Below are 17,026 nucleotides of genomic sequence, written 5' to 3'. Positions count from 1 at the left end.
TTTACGGTCGCGCTCGAACATGATTCAACAACAGACCTATTTAAATGTTGCCGATAACAGTGGGGCACGTCGGCTTATGTGCCTGCGTGTTGTCGGTAAAGGTAATAGTCCCTATGCTTTTATCGGCGATGTCGTTATCGCCGTAGTCAAAGATGCTCTGCCGAACATGGGTGTCAAAAAATCCGAAGTAGTTAGAGCTGTTATCGTACGTACCAAACAAGCAGTACGTCGAGAAAGCGGCATGAGTATTCGCTTCGACGATAATGCAGCAGTAATTATCAACCAAGAAGGCAATCCGAGAGGAACTCGGGTTTTCGGACCTGTAGCACGGGAATTGAGAGAGAAAAACTTTACCAAAATAGTTTCTCTAGCTCCGGAGGTAATCTAATGGCAAAAACTAAGAAACTAGCTAGAAATCCCAAAATGCATGTTAAAAAAGGAGACACCGTTCAGGTGATTTCTGGGAGCGATAAAGGTAAAGTAGGCGAAATTCTGCAGGTAATCCCTAAAACCAGTCAAGCAGTCGTGCAAGGAGTTAATATCAAAACCAAACACGTCAAACCCCAACAAGAAGGGGAATCTGGACAAATTGTTACTTTTGAAGCTCCCATTCACAGTTCTAACTTAATGCTTTATTCAAAAAAGCAAGAGGTTGCTAGTCGAATTAGCTACACTTTCACCGAAGATGGTCGCAAAGTTAGGCTGCTGAAGAAAACTGGTGAAATAATCGATTGACCGGCATTTATAGCATTTGTTAGCTCGATTTTGTCTTATAGTTTTGCCTGACCAAGCCCAGGAAGAAATATTAAAACACTCACTATGCCAAAACCACTAAAAACTAGATACGCGGAAGATATCGTTCCCAAACTAAAAGAGCAATTTAACTACAGCAATATTCACCAAGTACCAAAAGTAGTCAAAGTAATTCTCAACCGAGGTTTGGGAGAAGCATCACAAAATGCCAAAGCTCTAGAATCTTCAATTAGCGAACTAGCGACAATTGCAGGACAAAAGCCAGTGGTAACCAGAGCGAAAAAAGCGATCGCTGGATTTAAAATTCGTCAGGGAATGCCCGTCGGAGTCATGGTTACCCTTCGAGGCGAACGGATGTATGCTTTTCTCGATCGCTTAATCTGTCTAGCTCTACCTCGCATTCGTGACTTTCGCGGTATTAGCCCTAAAAGCTTCGACGGCAGAGGTAACTACAGTCTTGGCGTTAGAGAACAGCTAATCTTCCCCGAAATTGACTATGACAGCATCGACCAAATTAGAGGAATGGATATTTCCATCGTTACTTCAGCAAATACGGACGAAGAAGGACGTGCCTTACTTAGGGAAATGGGAATGCCCTTCCGCAATAGTTAAATTTTTAGGAGCGACAAACAATAGGAAATAATGGCGGCAAACGATACTATTTCAGATATGCTGACCCGCATCCGCAATGCCTGCCTGGTCAAGCATCAAACCACACTAGTACCTTCTACTAAAATGACTCGTAGCATTGCACGAGTATTAGAAAGCGAAGGATTTATTGGCGGCTACGAAGAAACTGAGGAAGAATTAAAGAAAAATATCGTCATTACCCTCAAATACAAAGGCAGAAATCGCCAGCCAATTATCAACACTCTCAAACGAGTTAGCAAACCAGGTTTGCGAGTGTACTCCAAACGCAAAGATATTCCTCGCGTCCTGGGTGGTATTGGTATTGCGATCGTTTCTACCTCTCACGGCGTAATGACCGATAGGGAAGCTCGTCGTCAGGGTGTTGGGGGCGAAATTCTCTGTTACGTCTGGTAATTTACAAGGAGTATTACGATCTATGTCTCGTATTGGTAAGCGTCCCATCCCTATTCCTGCCAAGGTGACTGCAGAAATCAAGGGGCAGCAAGTTACAATTAAAGGTCCCAAGGGCACTCTAGAAAGAGTAATTCCTACTGCGATCTCTGTCAAACAAGAGGGAGAAAATATCGAGGTCACCCCAAAAGATGACTCGCGCCTTGCCCGCCAACGTCATGGACTCTGCCGAACTTTAGTTGCCAATATGGTAGTAGGCGTATCTCAAGGATTCCAAAAACGCCTTCAGGTTCAAGGCGTGGGTTATCGGGCACAAGCTCAAGGGAAAACTTTAACGCTTAATGTTGGCTACAGCCAGCCGATAGAAATGACTATGCCCGACGGTATTGACGTAGCGATTGACAATCGCAACACCGAGATCGTTGTCAGCGGCATCGACAAAGAGTTAGTAGGTAACATTGCCGCTAAAATCAGAAGTGTCCGTCCCCCAGAACCCTATAAAGGAAAAGGAATTCGCTATTTTGGCGAACAAATTAGACGCAAAGCAGGTAAAACAGGTAAGAAATAAACTACGCTTATGAAACCTCCTCGCAAAGAATTAGTCAAACGCCGTCATCAGCGCATCCGCAAAAAAGTAGAAGGTACGCCAGAGCGTCCTCGTCTCTGTGTGTTTCGTTCTAATAAACATATTTACGCCCAGCTAATTGATGATGTAGCGCAACACACTCTAGTTGCCGCTTCTACCATCGACAAGGAATTCAACTCAGAGCTGTCTTCTGGTGCGACTCGTTCTAGTTCGGCTGCGGTGGGACGACTAGTTGCTCAAAGAGCTTTAGACAAAGGGATTTCCAAAGTGGTATTCGATCGCGGCGGCAATCTCTATCACGGTCGTATCGCCGCCCTAGCTGAAGCCGCTCGAGAAGCTGGGTTAGACTTTTAATTAATATAATGTTGTAGTTCAAATAATTTATTATGCCTAAATCGAAGTCGCGTCGTCGAGGACGTGCCAAAGAAAAAGATACCAACTGGCAAGAGCGAGTCGTACAGATTCGCCGCGTTAGCAAAGTAGTTAAAGGTGGTAAAAAATTAAGCTTCAGAGCGATCGTGGTAGTTGGCAATGAAAACGGTCAGGTAGGAGTAGGAGTAGGTAAAGCTGCTGACGTAATTGGAGCGGTACGCAAAGGCGTGGCCGATGCTAAAAAACAGCTAGTTGATGTCGCTCTAACTAAATCAAGCTCGATTACCCACGTCAGTAACGGTGTTGCCGGAGGAGCTAAAGTCTTCATGCGACCGGCCGCTCCCGGTACGGGAGTAATTGCTGGTGGTGCGGTACGTACCGTACTAGAATTGGCAGGAGTCAAAAACATTCTAGCCAAACAACTAGGTTCTAATAATCCTCTAAATAATGCCAGAGCCACCATAGATGCTCTCGATGGACTGCGAACTTTTTCAGAAGTCGCCAAAGAAAGAGGCATTTCCTTAGAACAAGTGTACGCTTAATTGAGGTGAATTTCGATGAAATTAGAAAATCTCAGCCCCAAAGTAGGGTCAAAAAGCCGCAGACGCAGAGTCGGACGTGGTATAGCCGCAGGTCAGGGTGCTAGTTGTGGCTATGGAATGCGGGGGCAAAAATCTCGTTCTGGTACGGGCACCAAAGCTGGTTTTGAAGGCGGACAAATGCCACTCTATCGGCGTGTCCCCAAGCTAAAATATTTTCCTTTAGTCAATCAAAAGCATTATACTATTGTCAACGTCGAACAGTTAGCTACTCTCGAGGCAAACTCAGAAGTGACTAAAGCCTCTTTGTTGGCAAGGGGAATTTCTACTACCGATGACGGACCGCTAAAAATCCTCGGTCGTGGAGATATAAATGTACCTTTGAGTGTAACCGCAGCAGCTTTTACTAAGGGAGCGCGTCAGAAAATTGAAGCCGCTGGTGGTAGCTGCATTCTCGAATCTCAAGCCGATAAAACTGAAACCAGCGAACCAACAGAGGAGTCTACATAAGTTGCTCCCGAGTAGCAAAAGTGAAAAAATTAGATCTAGATCGCAATTTTAAAGCGCGGTTGGCAAACTAAGTGCTACGGGCGATCGCCTAGCAAATTTATCTAGCTCCTAACCACCAAAAAAATAACTATGGTTCGAGAAAAAACTCCATCGGCACAAGAAACCTTTTTACAGATGGCGCAAGCAGCAGGTCTTAGAGGTCGGTTGCTGGTTACCATCGGTCTTTTAGTCCTAGTTCGCTTGGGAGTATTCATTCCCATTCCAGGAATAGATCGCCAAAGATTTGGCAATTTGCTCGGTAATACCACCAATGCTTCGATTGTCGGCTTTTTAGATATTTTTACCGGGGGCGGTATTTCAGCGCTGGGAATTTTTGCCCTGGGCATTTTACCGTTTATTAATGCTTCGATCATCATGCAGTTACTCGCCTCTGCCATTCCTTCTTTGGAAGATTTACAGAAAAATGAGGGAGAAGCAGGCAGACGGAAAATTTCTCAAATCACGCGTTATGTAGCTCTGGGCTGGGCTGTCATTCAGAGTCTGGGGATTACTTTAGGTCTGCTAGTAACAAATGGCATCATTGCTAGAAGCTTTTTTCCCATTGCCGAAACAGTTCTCGCTTTGACTGCGGGTTCGATGTTTGTCATGTGGGTTTCCGAATTAATTACCGAACGAGGTATCGGTAACGGAGCTTCTTTATTGATTTTTGTCAATATCGTCGCCGTATTACCCAAAACCTTGGGCAACACCATAAGTTACGCTCAAGAGGGAGGTAGAGAAGCCATTGCCCAGGTCATCGTCCTACTTTTAGTTTTTTTGGCAATGATCGTCGGTATTGTCTTTATTCAAGAAGGAACCCGTCGCATTCCAATTATTTCGGCTCGTCGTCAGGTGGGAAGAAGGGTTTACCGCGAGAGAACTAATTATCTGCCTCTAAGACTTAACCAAGGTGGAGTAATGCCGATTATTTTTGCTTCGGCAGTTTTGTTTTTGCCAGCTTCCTTATCTGGATTTATTCCTGGCAATGGCACTACCAAGAACATTATTAACCGTGTTGCACTGGCACTCCAACCCGGTAGTTGGCTCTATATCGTCGTATATCTCTTGCTAATATTATTTTTTAGCTATTTTTATACGAGTTTGATTAGCAATCCTGATGATATGTCGCAAAATCTCAAAAAAATGGGTGCCTCCATCCCCAGTATTCGCCCCGGGAAAGCTACCAGAGATTATTTAGAAAAAGTTCTCAACCGTCTGACTTTTTTGGGTGCGATTTTCTTAGGTCTAGTAGCTACCATACCCACTTTAGTCGAAAGCGCGATCCCGGCAGGAACTACCGTGTTTAGCGGTTTTGGAGCAACATCTCTGTTGATTTTAGTCGGAGTAGCCATCGATACTGCCAAACAAATTCAGACTTATGTAATTTCTCAGCGATATGAAGGTATGGTCAAGCAGTAATAAAAAACTCTACTGTCAAAATTTATTTAATCCGGAGGACACAAGTTTTTTAAGATGACAAAAAGATTGATTTTTTTAGGTCCTCCTGGGGCGGGAAAGGGAACTCAAGCAAAAATTTTATCCCAAGAGTATGAGATTCCTCATATATCTACCGGTGACATCCTGAGAAATGCTGTTGCTCAGCAGACTCCATTAGGAAATAAAGCCAAAGATTATATGGAGCGTGGTGAATTGGTACCTGACGATCTGATTCTCAATTTGATTAAAGAGAGACTATTAGAGTCAGATACCGAGCACGGCTGGATTTTGGATGGTTTCCCTCGCAATCTCGCTCAGGCAAAATTTTTGGATAGTTTGCTCGCACAATTAAATTTAGCTGCCGATCGCGTTTTATATTTAGCAGTACCCGACGAAGTATTAATTTCTAGGCTACTCTCGCGCCAGCGTCGTGACGACAATGAAGGCACTATTCGCCGTCGTCTAGAAGTCTATCGTCGAGACACGATGCCCGTGATTGACTTTTATCAAAAACAAAGCACTTTAAAAACTATTGACGGCAACGATTCAATGGAAGCGGTAACTGCGGCTTTGAAAAAGGCGATCTCCTGATGCCTATGGGGCAAACACATCTAAATTGCGAAATCCTTATCTAATAAGGATTTTATCGATTAATTAAAAACAGAACTCAATTCCTGAAATTCTCAGTCCCTCTACCCTTCCACAAATAGGATGTGTTTAGCCGTTGATGCCGACCGTTTTCTTGCCAAAAATCACTTTTTTTGATAAAGACGGCTAAAAAGTGTAAGATAAACTATTGGACGATAAAAATATCGATCGAGATGGAATGACGAGCTTGCAAATCATGCGCTTTGCCGTCAGCTATTTCTGGACCCAATAGCGGAGAAATTTTAAATTGTCTAAACAAGATCTAATTGAAATGGAAGGAACTGTAACAGAGTCTCTTCCGAACGCCATGTTCCGTGTCGATCTTGACAACGGATTTAACGTTTTAGCTCATATTTCTGGCAAAATCAGACGTAACTACATCAAAATTTTACCTGGCGATCGCGTTAAAGTCGAGTTAACTCCTTACGATCTTACTAAGGGTAGAATTACCTATCGCCTTAAAAATAAATAAAATCAATAGTCGAGTTCGTCAGTAAAATACCAAAGCTATAATTTCTTGACATAGTAAGATATTATAAAATATAATTATAAGCTTGCAGTGTTGCCAAAAGAGGCATGAAAGTTAGACCATCAGTTAAAAAAATGTGTGAAAGATGCCGCGTCATTCGTCGTCGCGGTCGTGTTATGGTGATTTGCAAAAGTAACCCCAAGCATAAACAGCGTCAGGGATAGACAAAAAAAATCGCTAAAGAACAAAATTAATAGTAGTACGCCAACATAAAAGATAAGGAGAAAGTAGCGTGGCACGGATTTCTGGTGTAGACCTTCCCCGTGACAAGCGCATAGAAATTGCGCTGACATATATTTTTGGGATTGGTTTATCAAGAGCGCAAGACATTCTCTCAGCAACAGGAGTCGATCCAGACACTAGAGTTAGAGACCTGGCTGACGAAGATGTAGTCAAACTGCGTTCTTATATTGAAGACAACTATCGAGTTGAAGGCGATCTGAGACGATGGGAGGCCATGAATATCAAACGCCTGGCTGATATCGGTACTTATCGAGGTCGTCGGCATCGCATGGGTTTACCCCTAAGAGGACAAAGAACTCGCACTAACGCTCGAACTCGTCGCGGTAGACGCTTGACTGTAGCAGGTAAGAAAAAAGCTCCAGGGAAAAAATAAATAATTACCTCCAGCTAACCTCAGTCATCGATTACTTGGCTACGGTTGCTTTTGGAAGCAGTGGGGAGCCCCCTCGGTGAAAGAGTATATGGGTTATTGAGGTACTATCGTCTCAAAAATACCAAGAAGCTAGCTGGAGCGCTCGGCTTTAAAGTAAATATTTAGAGACTAACTTTTCCTCACCATCAACGTAAATTGACCAAATTAAAGAAAGTTCCGTCTTTTCGAGACGGAGTCGAATTGACCTTAGTTGTAATAGTAATTTAAGTAAATAATAGAGTACCATGGCGCAACCGAAAAGAAGAAGCGGCGCAAAAAAATCTAAAAAAAACGTTCCTAACGGAGTAGCTCATATTCAATCGACTTTCAACAACACTATTGTTACTATCTCCGATACTAGAGGTGACGTGGTGTCTTGGGCTTCGGCAGGTTCGAGCGGTTTTAAAGGAGCCAAAAAAGGAACTCCGTTTGCAGCTCAAACAGCAGCAGACAGTGCGGCTAGAAGTGCGATCGATCAAGGTATGCGTCAGCTAGAAGTAATGGTTAGCGGACCGGGAGCTGGTCGAGAAACCGCAATTCGAGCTCTCCAGGGAGCGGGGTTAGAAATTACTTTGATTCGCGATGTTACGCCAATACCTCACAACGGGTGTCGTCCACCCAAACGGCGTAGGGTATAAGCTTATCAACCAACACAATTAGAAAGCCAAGCGATTGGCAAAGTTATTTCGGTCATTACAAACTTCCAATCGCTGTCGAATAGTAGGGAGATCGGTCTGTGGCGCAATTTCAAATTGAATGTATAGAGTCAAAAACTCTCAAAAATCAGCATCAGTATAGTAAGTTTGTCTTAGAACCTCTCGATCGGGGACAGGGAACGACCTTGGGTAATGCCCTCAGAAGAGTATTACTGTCAAATTTAGAAGGGGCTGCGGTAACTGCAATTCGCATCGGCGGAGGTATGGCTAAAGATAAGGATAAACCAGAACACAAATTTGGTTTTGCTACCCATGAATTTGCCACCATCGAAGGAGTTAGGGAGGATGTTTTAGAAATTATTCTTAATATGAAAGAAATCGTCCTCAAAAGCCACTCCAATCAGCCAGAAATAGGACGCTTGGTTGCCAATGGACCGGGAACGGTGACTGCGGCTCAGTTCGTGCTGCCCGATGGAATAGAAACAGTAGATTCTAGCCAATATGTCGCTACTCTCGCCGAGGGAACCAGCTTGGAAATGGAGTTCCGCGTCGAAAAAGGCAAAGGCTATCGCTCCGTCGAAAAAGGACGCGAAGAGGGTAGTTCTCTGGATTTTTTACAGGTTGATGCGGTATTCATGCCGGTTACCAAGGTCAACTACAGTGTTGAAACTGCTCGTATCGACGGCAGCGGGATTAAAGAAAGGTTAATCATCGAGATTTGGACTAACGGTAGCATCAAACCAGAAGAAGCTCTGTCTCAAGCGGCAGGTATCGTGGTCGATTTATTCAATCCTCTTAAAGATTTGACTTTAGAGGAAATTCAAGAAGATTACGTAGAAGACGAAGATCCTACCAGCCAAATACCTATCGAAGAATTACAGCTATCGGTTAGAGCTTATAACTGCCTCAAACGGGCGCAAATCAATTCGGTATCCGACTTACTCGATTATACTCAAGAAGACCTCTTAGAAATCAAAAATTTCGGGCAAAAATCTGCCGACGAGGTTATTGAAGCCCTGCAAAAACGCTTGGGCATTACTCTGTCTCAAGAAAAAACTAGTAAAACCATATAGATTAAACTTATCAATCATGCGTCATCGATGTAAAGTACCTCAATTAGGTTTACCAGCCGACCAAAGAAAAGCTTTGTTACGCTCGCTGGCAACCCAAATTATCCGCCACGGTCAAATCAGAACTACTAAGGCTCGAGCTAAAGCAGTACGTAGCGAAGTAGATAAAATGATTACCCTAGCCAAAGACGGTTCCCTTGCTGCCAGAAGACAGGCAGCGGGATATCTTTACGACCAAGAACTAGTTGGCGAATTATTTAAAGCAGTTGGAGACCGGTACGGCAACCGCCAGGGAGGATATACCCGGATCGTGAGAACTCAAAACCGACGTGGGGACAATGCTGAAATGGCAATTATTGAATTAGTATAGTCTAGTCGCTCGATGGTTGTCAGCTCAGTTGACTCTCAATTGGTAAAACAGCGGATCGCTCTAGTAATTCAATATCTAGGGACAAATTATTCTGGCTGGCAGCGACAACCCGATCGCAGTACCATCCAGTCAGAGTTCGAACGGGCGATCGCTTCAGTAGTAGGTCGACCCGTGAACGTTCACGGTGCAGGAAGAACCGATTCTGGAGTACACGCGGCCGCACAAGTGGCACATTTCGATTATACGGGACCGATTCCCCCTGACAAATGGTCGAAAATTCTCAATACCAAACTTCCTGAAGGTATATTAGTTAGAGCTTCAGCCAGGGTACTGCCTGATTGGCACGCTCGTTTTTCGGCGATTTGGCGGCGTTATCGCTATACAATTTATACCGACAAACTTCCCAACTTATTCCTTAGTAGCTTGAGCTGGCACTACTATCACGCTAAGATACAAGAATCACTAATTCAAGCTGCTCTCGCTCCTCTAGTGGGAAAACACGATTTAGCAGCATTTAGAAGAGCGGGGTCTTCGAGAAACCATTCTTGGGTAGAAATTCAGGCTGCCGAATGTTATCGGAATAATTCTATTCTCTGTATAGAAATTCAGGCTGATGGTTTTTTGTACGGTATGGTGCGTCTGCTAGTAGGAATGCTGGTGGAGGTGGGAACTCAAGCACGATCGCTAGAAAGTTTTAATCGACTGTGGCGCGAGAGACGACGGGACTTAGTCAAATATTCTGCCCCTGCCAAAGGGTTGTGTTTGTTAAGAGTCGGTTATCCAAATCATCCCTTTCCCAAACGAGTGTGGTTCGATACTCAGCCCAGTTTTGTTTTGACCTAACTTTTGAGATCGACTTGTTGGGCATTTACCGAAGATAGAGCTTCAGCATTCGTAGCGGTTTTTCACCGTTCCAACCGCAGTCTTACTCAGACAAAACATAATAATCTATATAAAAACAATCTCGAAATTACTATTTGTTAAATTTTGTCGATGAATAAAACACCTATACCTACTTCAGAAACTCTCAGCCAGAAATGGTACGTAGTCGACGCGGCAGGACAGCGTCTAGGACGATTGGCTACAGAAATTGCTACGATCCTACGAGGCAAAAATAAACCTTCTTTTACCCCTCATATGGATACTGGCGATTTCGTAATCGTCGTTAATGCCGAAAAGGTAGTCGTTACCGGCAGAAAAAACGAGCAAAAATTATATCGCCGTCACTCTGGAAGACCTGGCGGGATGAAAACCGAAACTTTCGACCAGCTACAGACGCGAATTCCCAATCGCATCGTGGAAAAAGCAGTCAAAGGAATGCTGCCTAAAAATGCTTTGGGTCGCAAATTGTTTACCAAACTCAAAGTCTATTCTGGTGCAGAACATCCTCACCAAGCACAGCAGCCAGAACCTCTAAACATTAATACTATTCCCGCAGGAGATAACTAATGGAAGCAACAGCAACTCAAGACAAGGCAGTATACTGGGGTACCGGTCGGCGGAAATCGGCGATAGCCAGAGTACGCCTCGTACCTGGAGAAGGCAACTTAGTGGTTAACGGCAAACCCGGTGTGGATTATTTCAGCCGCATTCCTGGTTACTTAACCGCAATCAAAGCTCCTTTAGAAACTCTAGGTTTCGAAAATGAATATGACATTTTAGTCAATGCTAATGGTGGTGGTTTAACCGGTCAAGCTGATGCTGTTAAACTAGGAGTAGCTAGAGCTTTGTGTCAACAAGACCCTAACAACCGCCAGCCGCTCAAAATTGAAGGTTATCTCACTCGCGATCCTCGTTGTAAAGAGCGGAAAAAATACGGTTTACATAAAGCTCGTAAAGCTCCTCAATTCTCCAAACGATAATCTTACCAATAACTTCGAATTTACTACAGCAGCAGAACTTAGTAGAGGAAAAAATGCCCAAACCCGATATTCATCCCACCTGGTATCCAGAAGCCAAAGTCATCTGTAATGGAGAAGTTGTCATGACTGTAGGCTCGACTCAGCCAGAAATCCATGTCGATGTTTGGTCAGGGAATCATCCCTATTATACGGGTACGCAGAAAATTATCGACACTGAAGGTAGAGTCGATCGCTTTTTACGTAAATATGGGATGTTAGATTCTAGTAACGATTCCAATTCTGACCAGAAAGATAATAAAAAATAGCAATTGGTGCGATTTTTTAACCCAGCAGTTAGTTTTTTCAACTGCTGGGTTTGTTTTATTCTAATTTCCCTCATAAATTTTCAGGAGTTTAGGTCATGGCAGAAGCCTATTTATTAGAAAAACTTAAATCTGTAGAACAAACTTTTAAAGAATTAACCCATCGTTTAGCCGATCCCGACATCGCTACTAACCCTGACGAACTGCAAAAAATTGCTAAAGCTCGCTCTTCACTAGAAGAAACCGTCAATGCTTTTAGACAATGGCAACGGACTACAGAAGAGTTAAGCGGAGCTAAAGAAATTTATCGCGAAGCTAGCGATCCCGAAATGAAGGAAATGGCAACTTTAGAAGTAGAAGAGTTAGAAGCCAAACTCGAACAACTCGAAGAGCGACTAAAAATTCTACTTTTACCAAGCGATCCTAACGACGACAAAAATATTATGTTAGAAATTCGCGCTGGTACTGGTGGAGACGAAGCCAGTATTTGGGCAGGAGATCTGGTGCGAATGTATTCCCGTTACGCAGAATCTCAAAATTGGAACGTCAAGCTACTGAGCGAGTCATTGGCAGATATGGGTGGCTTTAAAGAGGCAATTTTGGAGATTCAAGGAGACTCGGTTTATAGTAAACTTAAGTTTGAAGCTGGAGTACACCGCGTGCAACGGGTTCCCCTAACTGAAGCTGGAGGTAGAGTTCATACTTCTACGGCAACCGTAGCGGTAATGCCAGAAGTAGATGACGTAGAAGTCCAAGTCGATCCAGCCGATATCGAGGTGAAAACCGCTCGTTCTGGCGGTGCTGGAGGACAGAACGTCAATAAAGTTGAAACTGCCGTCGATTTATATCACAAACCAACCGGGATCAGAATTTTCTGTACGGAGGAGCGATCGCAATTACAAAACCGCGAACGCGCCATGCAAATTCTACGCGCCAAACTCTACGAAATGAAACTTGCCGAACAGCAGCAAGAAGTGAGAGGTATGCGGCGATCGCAGGTAGGTACGGGAGCGCGGTCTGAAAAAATTCGTACTTATAACTATAAAGATAATCGTATTACCGATCATCGTTTGGGACAAAACTTCACTTTAGCCGATGCTCTTGAAGGAGATATCGAAACTATCATTCAATCCTGCATCTCTCAAGATCAACAGGAAAGACTAGCAGAACTAGCAGACTCACCAAACACCGCAGAAGCCCTGACTTAATACAAATAGGCGACAAGAAACGCTCGGAGTTCAAAGTTTGGCACTAAAAGTTTTTAGCTGAGAACTATCAACTGTAAACTCTAAACTTTTAACTTCAAGTGTACTTTTTATCGCTCGGTCTTAAAACCGTTGCCTGGAAACCTAGAAAATCGAACTAGAATAATAAGTAGAAACTACTAGGATAAATAATTAGGTTAGTTGGCAGACGACGATATACTTAGCATGGAGCAGTGTAAAAAAAATTTACGAAGTCAGAGCCAGCTCCGTCATTCTACGATGCAGTCTCTCTGATAAAAATAAGCTGCATCAAATTTATATTGCCCTAATCTAACACGACATACCACAATGAACTTAGGAATTGACCTACAAGGAAGATTTATCCAGACTCTACGAGAATTTGGACTTCCCTCCGACTTAGCTAAAGCAATTTGGTTACCCCTACCGATGATTTTGATGATTATCGGTGCCACTGTAGGAGTTTTAGTAGTAGTTTGGCTAGAGAGAAAAATATCTGCCGCAGCACAACAACGTATCGGTCCAGAATATACTGGTCCTTTAGGAGTTTTGCAGCCAGTAGCCGATGGCATCAAACTGGTGTTCAAAGAAGATGTGATTCCTGCTAAATCAGATCCCTGGCTATTTACCTTAGGTCCCGTACTAGTTGTAGTGCCAGTGTTTCTGTCTTATCTCATCGTGCCTTTTGGACAAAACCTAGTAATCACAGATCTAAACGTCGGTATTTTTATCTGGATTTCTCTATCCAGTATTGCTCCTATCGGATTGTTAATGGCTGGTTATGCTTCCAACAATAAATATTCTTTGCTCGGTGGTTTGAGGGCGGCAGCCCAATCGATCAGTTATGAAATTCCTTTAGCTCTCTCCGTACTGGCGATCGCGATGATGTCGAATAGTCTCAGTACCATCGATATCGTCGAACAACAATCTGGCTACGGTATTTTAGGCTGGAATGTGTGGCGGCAGCCCGTAGGATTTATTGTTTTTTGGATCGCGGCTCTAGCCGAATGCGAACGTCTTCCCTTTGATTTGCCAGAAGCAGAAGAAGAACTGGTTGCTGGCTATCAAACCGAATATACCGGCATGAAGTTCGCCTTGTTTTATCTCGGTTCTTACGTCAACCTAGTATTGTCGGCATTAATTTTTGCCGTTCTCTACCTTGGCGGTTGGGAATTTATAGTGCCTTTGAATAGCTTGGCTGATTGGCTGGGTGTTAGTGAAACTACACCTTGGCTGCAAGTATTAACTGCTGCTTTGGGCATTACTATGACCTTGATTAAAGCTTATTTTCTAGTATTTATCGCGATCCTGTTACGTTGGACAGTGCCTCGGGTACGAATCGACCAACTACTAGATCTCGGTTGGAAATTTTTATTACCAGTTTCTCTAGCCAATCTTTTGATTACTGCCGCTCTAAAATTATCTTTTCCTATAGCATTCGGCGGTTAACCCCATTTTGTAGGTTATTAACTCGATCAGATTATTATTTATTATGTTCGACATTCTCAAACAAGTAGGAGATTACGCCAAAGAAAGTTGGCAAGCAGCAAAATTTATCGGTCAAGGACTCTCTGTTACCTTTGACCATATGCAACGGCGACCCGTTACCGTTCAATATCCATACGAAAAACTCATTCCTTCCGAACGCTATCGCGGTAGAATTCACTTTGAATTCGATAAATGTATTGCTTGTGAGGTTTGCGTGCGCGTCTGTCCGATTAATCTGCCAGTAGTCGATTGGGAGTTTAATAAACAAGCCAAGAAGAAAAAACTCAATCACTATAGTATTGATTTTGGCGTTTGTATTTTCTGTGGTAATTGCGTAGAGTACTGCCCTACCAACTGTCTCTCGATGACCGAAGAATACGAACTGGCTTCTTACGATCGCCACGAACTCAACTACGATAACGTAGCCTTGGGACGCTTGCCTTACAAAGTAACACAAGACCCAATGGTTAAACCTTTACGAGAAATGGCTTACCTTCCTAAAGGAATAGTTGAAGCCCATGGATTACCTGTTGGTTCGCAGCGTGCTGGCAAACGACCTGAAGAAATTCAGCAAGAAATTGAAGCTTCTCAACCAAAAGAAAAAGAAGAAGCAGCCAGTGAGTAAATGGTAAGCACTAAGTTTGAAGATGAGGGATCGAAAACGCGAGCGCTCGTTCTTTCATCCCTCTAAAATTTCTCAATCGTTTCAAAAAAGAGCAGAAGTAGAAGATAAAATCGGTCACAGATTACTTTCCCACGTTTATCATCAACGTAAGGGGCTGTGACTTAAATTTATGTAAGAGGAGACAATATCCGGCGAGCATTGAGGACGCATCTGTTAAGGTTTCCTCGCCATCTTTAGCCGACCTTTTTGGCTAGAGAACTCGTGTTAGCCATCCTCCGAACTAGGTAACTCGCTAAGACGAAACGAAGACAGTAGTGACCGTCGGTCAATTAGACAAAATTTAAGGAGAACAAGCGTGAATTTAGCCGAAGGAGTTCAAATAGTTGCTTTTGGTATTTTAGCGGTGATGATGTTGGGTGCAGCTTTAGGAGTGGTTCTGCTCTCTAATATCGTTCACTCAGCTTTTTTATTGGCAGGAGTCTTTCTTAGCATTTCTGGTTTGTATATTTTACTTAACGCCGATTTCGTAGCTGCAGCTCAAATTCTGATTTACGTCGGTGCGGTCAACGTATTAATTTTGTTTGCCATTATGTTGGTAAACAAGCAAGAAAACTTTTCCGAGCTTCCTCGCCGCTGGATTCGCAAACTAGCAACTGGAGTAGTTTGTCTCGGATTGTTTGCCCTCTTAGGAACCATGGTTTTGGTAACCCCTTGGTCACTTGCCAGTACTTCTCCAGCCGTAATAGACAATACAATTGTAGCAATTGGCGAACATTTTTTTAGCGATTATTTATTGCCTTTCGAACTAGCTTCAGTGCTATTACTGATGGCGATGGTAGGAGCGATTATTCTTGCCCGTCGTGATTTCATTCCCGATACCGTATCGATACAAGAAACTGTATCTACCAGCCTGACATTGCCAGAACGTCCCCGGGAGTTAGTTGCTTCTGGCGATCGCGCCAGCGATGAAAGTAAATAAATTGCAATAGAAAAAATTAGGCAAGATTTTTAAACTAAAGGAGATAGAGACAGTGCAAATTGAATATTTTTTATTATTGGCTGCGGCATTATTTTGTATTGGTATTTATGGTTTAATTAGTAGCCGCAATGCTGTTAGGGTGTTAATGTCAATCGAGTTGATGCTCAATGCAGTCAATCTCAACTTAATGGGATTTTCTAATTATTTAGACCCCAGTGCCATCAAAGGACAAGTATTTACCGTTTTCGTGATTACCGTTGCTGCTGCTGAAGCCGCAGTTGGTTTGGCAATTGTTTTAGCAATCTACCGTAACCGTGAAACTATTGATATGGAACAGTTTAATTTGCTTAAATGGTAGTTTTTTTACTATGAGATGAGAGAAAATATCTAGGAAAAGAAAAGTTTGACCAAAGTGAGGGGAAAGTTGTTTCTTATTAATAGCTAATAGTCGATGTGTTTAATCTACTGTCAACGAGCGACAATTCACGAGCCATAAGAAATCCTCCATCTCCTAGATTTTCTCTTGCTCTACCAAGGTAGGAGAGTACCATCCCACGAAAAGAACTTACCGCTATCTTTAATATTCAAGTCTTTAAGTACCGCTAACAGTAAATTAACCGTATAGTCTACGGAAAATAATTTCTCTGGTGGAAGATTTTTTTGAAAAGGTCGAGAAAGGCGAGTATCGGTCGTGCCTGGATGTAAGGCAACGACAATTGTGTTAGGGCATCTCCGGCTATATTCAATCGCGGTAGTGCGCAAGAGCATATTTAAAGACGCTTTCGAAGCTCGATAACCGTACCAACCACCCAGACGATTATCACCAATGCTGCCGACTTTGGCAGAAATGCTGGCAAAAACGCTGCGATCGCCATGTCGTAACAAGGGCATTAAATGTTTGGCGAGTAGTACCGCACCAATACTATTTACCTGAAAATAATATAGTAAGTTCTTTGAATCGATCTGTCTGAGACTTTTTTCTGGAGTTAATTTCCCTTCGTGTAATACTCCTACGCAGTAAATAACCAGATGCAGTTGGTTAGCAGTGGTGCTAATTTGCCTTATTGCTGTGGCTATCTGAGATTCATCTGTAACATTGACTTGTAGCAACAACAATCGCTGGGGATGTTTCTGACCGAGAGCAATTAATTCTGTTGCCGATGCTTCGTGACGATAGGTAGCATGAATTTTGGCGATCGCCTCATTTTGAAGTAAAGCACGAACGAAACCCAGACCGATTCCCTGACTCGCCCCTACGATTAACACATTATTATTACTTTCTAGCACTTGTATTCTAATCCGAATTTGTTTAGGGAAATCATTGATTTTCTAGGTAAACAAG

Annotated in this window: 26 protein-coding genes; 25 read left to right on the top strand and 1 reads right to left on the bottom strand. The window is 43.1% G+C overall.

What is annotated here, in order from left to right; translation table 11 throughout:
* The first annotated feature begins 19 nt into the window (after window positions 1-19).
* From rplN to nuoK, 25 genes are all read left to right on the top strand, one after another.
* Entirely contained in the window at window positions 20-388 is a 369-nt protein-coding gene (gene rplN / locus ACLFKQ_RS10145) for a 50S ribosomal protein L14 (protein WP_448999707.1), read from the top strand.
* A complete protein-coding gene (gene rplX / locus ACLFKQ_RS10140) occupies window positions 388-735 on the top strand; it encodes a 50S ribosomal protein L24 (protein ID WP_448999706.1) in 348 nt (115 codons plus the stop codon). Before rplN ends, rplX begins: the two co-directional genes overlap by 1 nt.
* A gap of 84 nt (window positions 736-819) precedes the next feature.
* Window positions 820-1,365 carry a 50S ribosomal protein L5 gene (gene rplE, locus ACLFKQ_RS10135; RefSeq protein ID WP_448999705.1) on the top strand — a complete coding sequence of 182 codons (546 nt, stop codon included), beginning with the start codon at window positions 820-822 and terminating at the stop codon, window positions 1,363-1,365.
* Between the two features lie 30 nt (window positions 1,366-1,395).
* On the top strand, window positions 1,396-1,797 hold the full coding sequence (gene rpsH, locus ACLFKQ_RS10130) for a 30S ribosomal protein S8 (protein WP_448999704.1): 402 nt from the start codon (window positions 1,396-1,398) through the stop codon (window positions 1,795-1,797).
* A 22-nt stretch (window positions 1,798-1,819) separates the two neighbouring features.
* Complete coding sequence (gene rplF, locus ACLFKQ_RS10125) at window positions 1,820-2,362, top strand: 50S ribosomal protein L6 (protein ID WP_448999703.1); 543 nt, start codon at window positions 1,820-1,822, stop codon at window positions 2,360-2,362.
* A gap of 9 nt (window positions 2,363-2,371) precedes the next feature.
* Window positions 2,372-2,734, top strand: coding sequence for a 50S ribosomal protein L18 (gene rplR / locus ACLFKQ_RS10120; protein ID WP_448999702.1), 363 nt, complete (start codon window positions 2,372-2,374; stop codon window positions 2,732-2,734).
* A 32-nt stretch (window positions 2,735-2,766) separates the two neighbouring features.
* The gene (gene rpsE, locus ACLFKQ_RS10115; RefSeq protein WP_448999701.1) at window positions 2,767-3,294 is read left to right on the top strand and encodes a 30S ribosomal protein S5; all 528 of its coding nucleotides are present in this window, start codon (window positions 2,767-2,769) and stop codon (window positions 3,292-3,294) included.
* 15 nt (window positions 3,295-3,309) lie between these two features.
* Window positions 3,310-3,801 carry a 50S ribosomal protein L15 gene (gene rplO, locus ACLFKQ_RS10110; RefSeq protein ID WP_448999700.1) on the top strand — a complete coding sequence of 164 codons (492 nt, stop codon included), beginning with the start codon at window positions 3,310-3,312 and terminating at the stop codon, window positions 3,799-3,801.
* A 129-nt stretch (window positions 3,802-3,930) separates the two neighbouring features.
* On the top strand, window positions 3,931-5,259 hold the full coding sequence (gene secY, locus ACLFKQ_RS10105; RefSeq protein ID WP_448999699.1) for a preprotein translocase subunit SecY: 1,329 nt from the start codon (window positions 3,931-3,933) through the stop codon (window positions 5,257-5,259).
* Between the two features lie 54 nt (window positions 5,260-5,313).
* Window positions 5,314-5,868 carry an adenylate kinase gene (locus ACLFKQ_RS10100; protein ID WP_448999698.1) on the top strand — a complete coding sequence of 185 codons (555 nt, stop codon included), beginning with the start codon at window positions 5,314-5,316 and terminating at the stop codon, window positions 5,866-5,868.
* A gap of 304 nt (window positions 5,869-6,172) precedes the next feature.
* Window positions 6,173-6,397 (top strand): translation initiation factor IF-1, encoded by a 225-nt coding sequence (infA, locus tag ACLFKQ_RS10095; protein WP_144866218.1) that lies wholly within the window; start codon window positions 6,173-6,175, stop codon window positions 6,395-6,397.
* Window positions 6,398-6,501: 104 nt separating this feature from the next.
* Window positions 6,502-6,618: a 50S ribosomal protein L36 gene (gene rpmJ, locus ACLFKQ_RS10090; RefSeq protein WP_448999697.1), complete on the top strand. Its 117-nt coding sequence runs from the start codon at window positions 6,502-6,504 to the stop codon at window positions 6,616-6,618.
* A 68-nt stretch (window positions 6,619-6,686) separates the two neighbouring features.
* Window positions 6,687-7,070 (top strand): 30S ribosomal protein S13, encoded by a 384-nt coding sequence (gene rpsM / locus ACLFKQ_RS10085; protein WP_448999696.1) that lies wholly within the window; start codon window positions 6,687-6,689, stop codon window positions 7,068-7,070.
* Between the two features lie 284 nt (window positions 7,071-7,354).
* Window positions 7,355-7,747: a 30S ribosomal protein S11 gene (gene rpsK, locus ACLFKQ_RS10080; protein WP_448999695.1), complete on the top strand. Its 393-nt coding sequence runs from the start codon at window positions 7,355-7,357 to the stop codon at window positions 7,745-7,747.
* A gap of 98 nt (window positions 7,748-7,845) precedes the next feature.
* Entirely contained in the window at window positions 7,846-8,838 is a 993-nt protein-coding gene (locus ACLFKQ_RS10075; RefSeq protein WP_448999694.1) for a DNA-directed RNA polymerase subunit alpha, read from the top strand.
* 16 nt (window positions 8,839-8,854) lie between these two features.
* Entirely contained in the window at window positions 8,855-9,205 is a 351-nt protein-coding gene (gene rplQ / locus ACLFKQ_RS10070; protein WP_448999693.1) for a 50S ribosomal protein L17, read from the top strand.
* A gap of 12 nt (window positions 9,206-9,217) precedes the next feature.
* Window positions 9,218-10,048, top strand: a complete 831-nt coding sequence (truA, locus tag ACLFKQ_RS10065) for a tRNA pseudouridine(38-40) synthase TruA (RefSeq protein WP_448999692.1) — start codon at window positions 9,218-9,220, stop codon at window positions 10,046-10,048.
* Window positions 10,049-10,198: 150 nt separating this feature from the next.
* Window positions 10,199-10,654: a 50S ribosomal protein L13 gene (rplM, locus tag ACLFKQ_RS10060; protein WP_448999691.1), complete on the top strand. Its 456-nt coding sequence runs from the start codon at window positions 10,199-10,201 to the stop codon at window positions 10,652-10,654.
* On the top strand, window positions 10,654-11,067 hold the full coding sequence (rpsI, locus tag ACLFKQ_RS10055) for a 30S ribosomal protein S9 (protein ID WP_448999690.1): 414 nt from the start codon (window positions 10,654-10,656) through the stop codon (window positions 11,065-11,067). The genes rplM and rpsI overlap by 1 nt, the downstream gene beginning before the upstream one ends.
* 53 nt (window positions 11,068-11,120) lie before the next feature.
* Window positions 11,121-11,372 carry a 50S ribosomal protein L31 gene (gene rpmE, locus ACLFKQ_RS10050; RefSeq protein ID WP_448999689.1) on the top strand — a complete coding sequence of 84 codons (252 nt, stop codon included), beginning with the start codon at window positions 11,121-11,123 and terminating at the stop codon, window positions 11,370-11,372.
* A gap of 95 nt (window positions 11,373-11,467) precedes the next feature.
* Window positions 11,468-12,577: a peptide chain release factor 1 gene (gene prfA, locus ACLFKQ_RS10045; protein ID WP_448999688.1), complete on the top strand. Its 1,110-nt coding sequence runs from the start codon at window positions 11,468-11,470 to the stop codon at window positions 12,575-12,577.
* Window positions 12,578-12,922: 345 nt separating this feature from the next.
* Complete coding sequence (gene nuoH / locus ACLFKQ_RS10040; RefSeq protein ID WP_448999687.1) at window positions 12,923-14,041, top strand: NADH-quinone oxidoreductase subunit NuoH; 1,119 nt, start codon at window positions 12,923-12,925, stop codon at window positions 14,039-14,041.
* A 43-nt stretch (window positions 14,042-14,084) separates the two neighbouring features.
* The gene (ndhI, locus tag ACLFKQ_RS10035) at window positions 14,085-14,705 is read left to right on the top strand and encodes an NAD(P)H-quinone oxidoreductase subunit I (RefSeq protein ID WP_448999686.1); all 621 of its coding nucleotides are present in this window, start codon (window positions 14,085-14,087) and stop codon (window positions 14,703-14,705) included.
* A gap of 355 nt (window positions 14,706-15,060) precedes the next feature.
* Window positions 15,061-15,684, top strand: coding sequence for an NADH-quinone oxidoreductase subunit J (locus ACLFKQ_RS10030; RefSeq protein ID WP_448999685.1), 624 nt, complete (start codon window positions 15,061-15,063; stop codon window positions 15,682-15,684).
* 52 nt (window positions 15,685-15,736) lie between these two features.
* A complete protein-coding gene (nuoK, locus tag ACLFKQ_RS10025) occupies window positions 15,737-16,042 on the top strand; it encodes an NADH-quinone oxidoreductase subunit NuoK (protein WP_448999684.1) in 306 nt (101 codons plus the stop codon).
* 170 nt (window positions 16,043-16,212) lie between these two features.
* Here the strand turns inward: nuoK and ACLFKQ_RS10020 are convergent, their stop codons facing one another.
* Entirely contained in the window at window positions 16,213-16,977 is a 765-nt protein-coding gene (locus tag ACLFKQ_RS10020; protein ID WP_449000327.1) for an SDR family NAD(P)-dependent oxidoreductase, read from the bottom strand.
* Window positions 16,978-17,026: the final 49 nt, after the last annotated feature.

The organism is Myxosarcina sp. GI1(2024), assembly GCF_053543375.1.
This window is presented reverse-complemented; position numbering and strand designations above follow the sequence as displayed.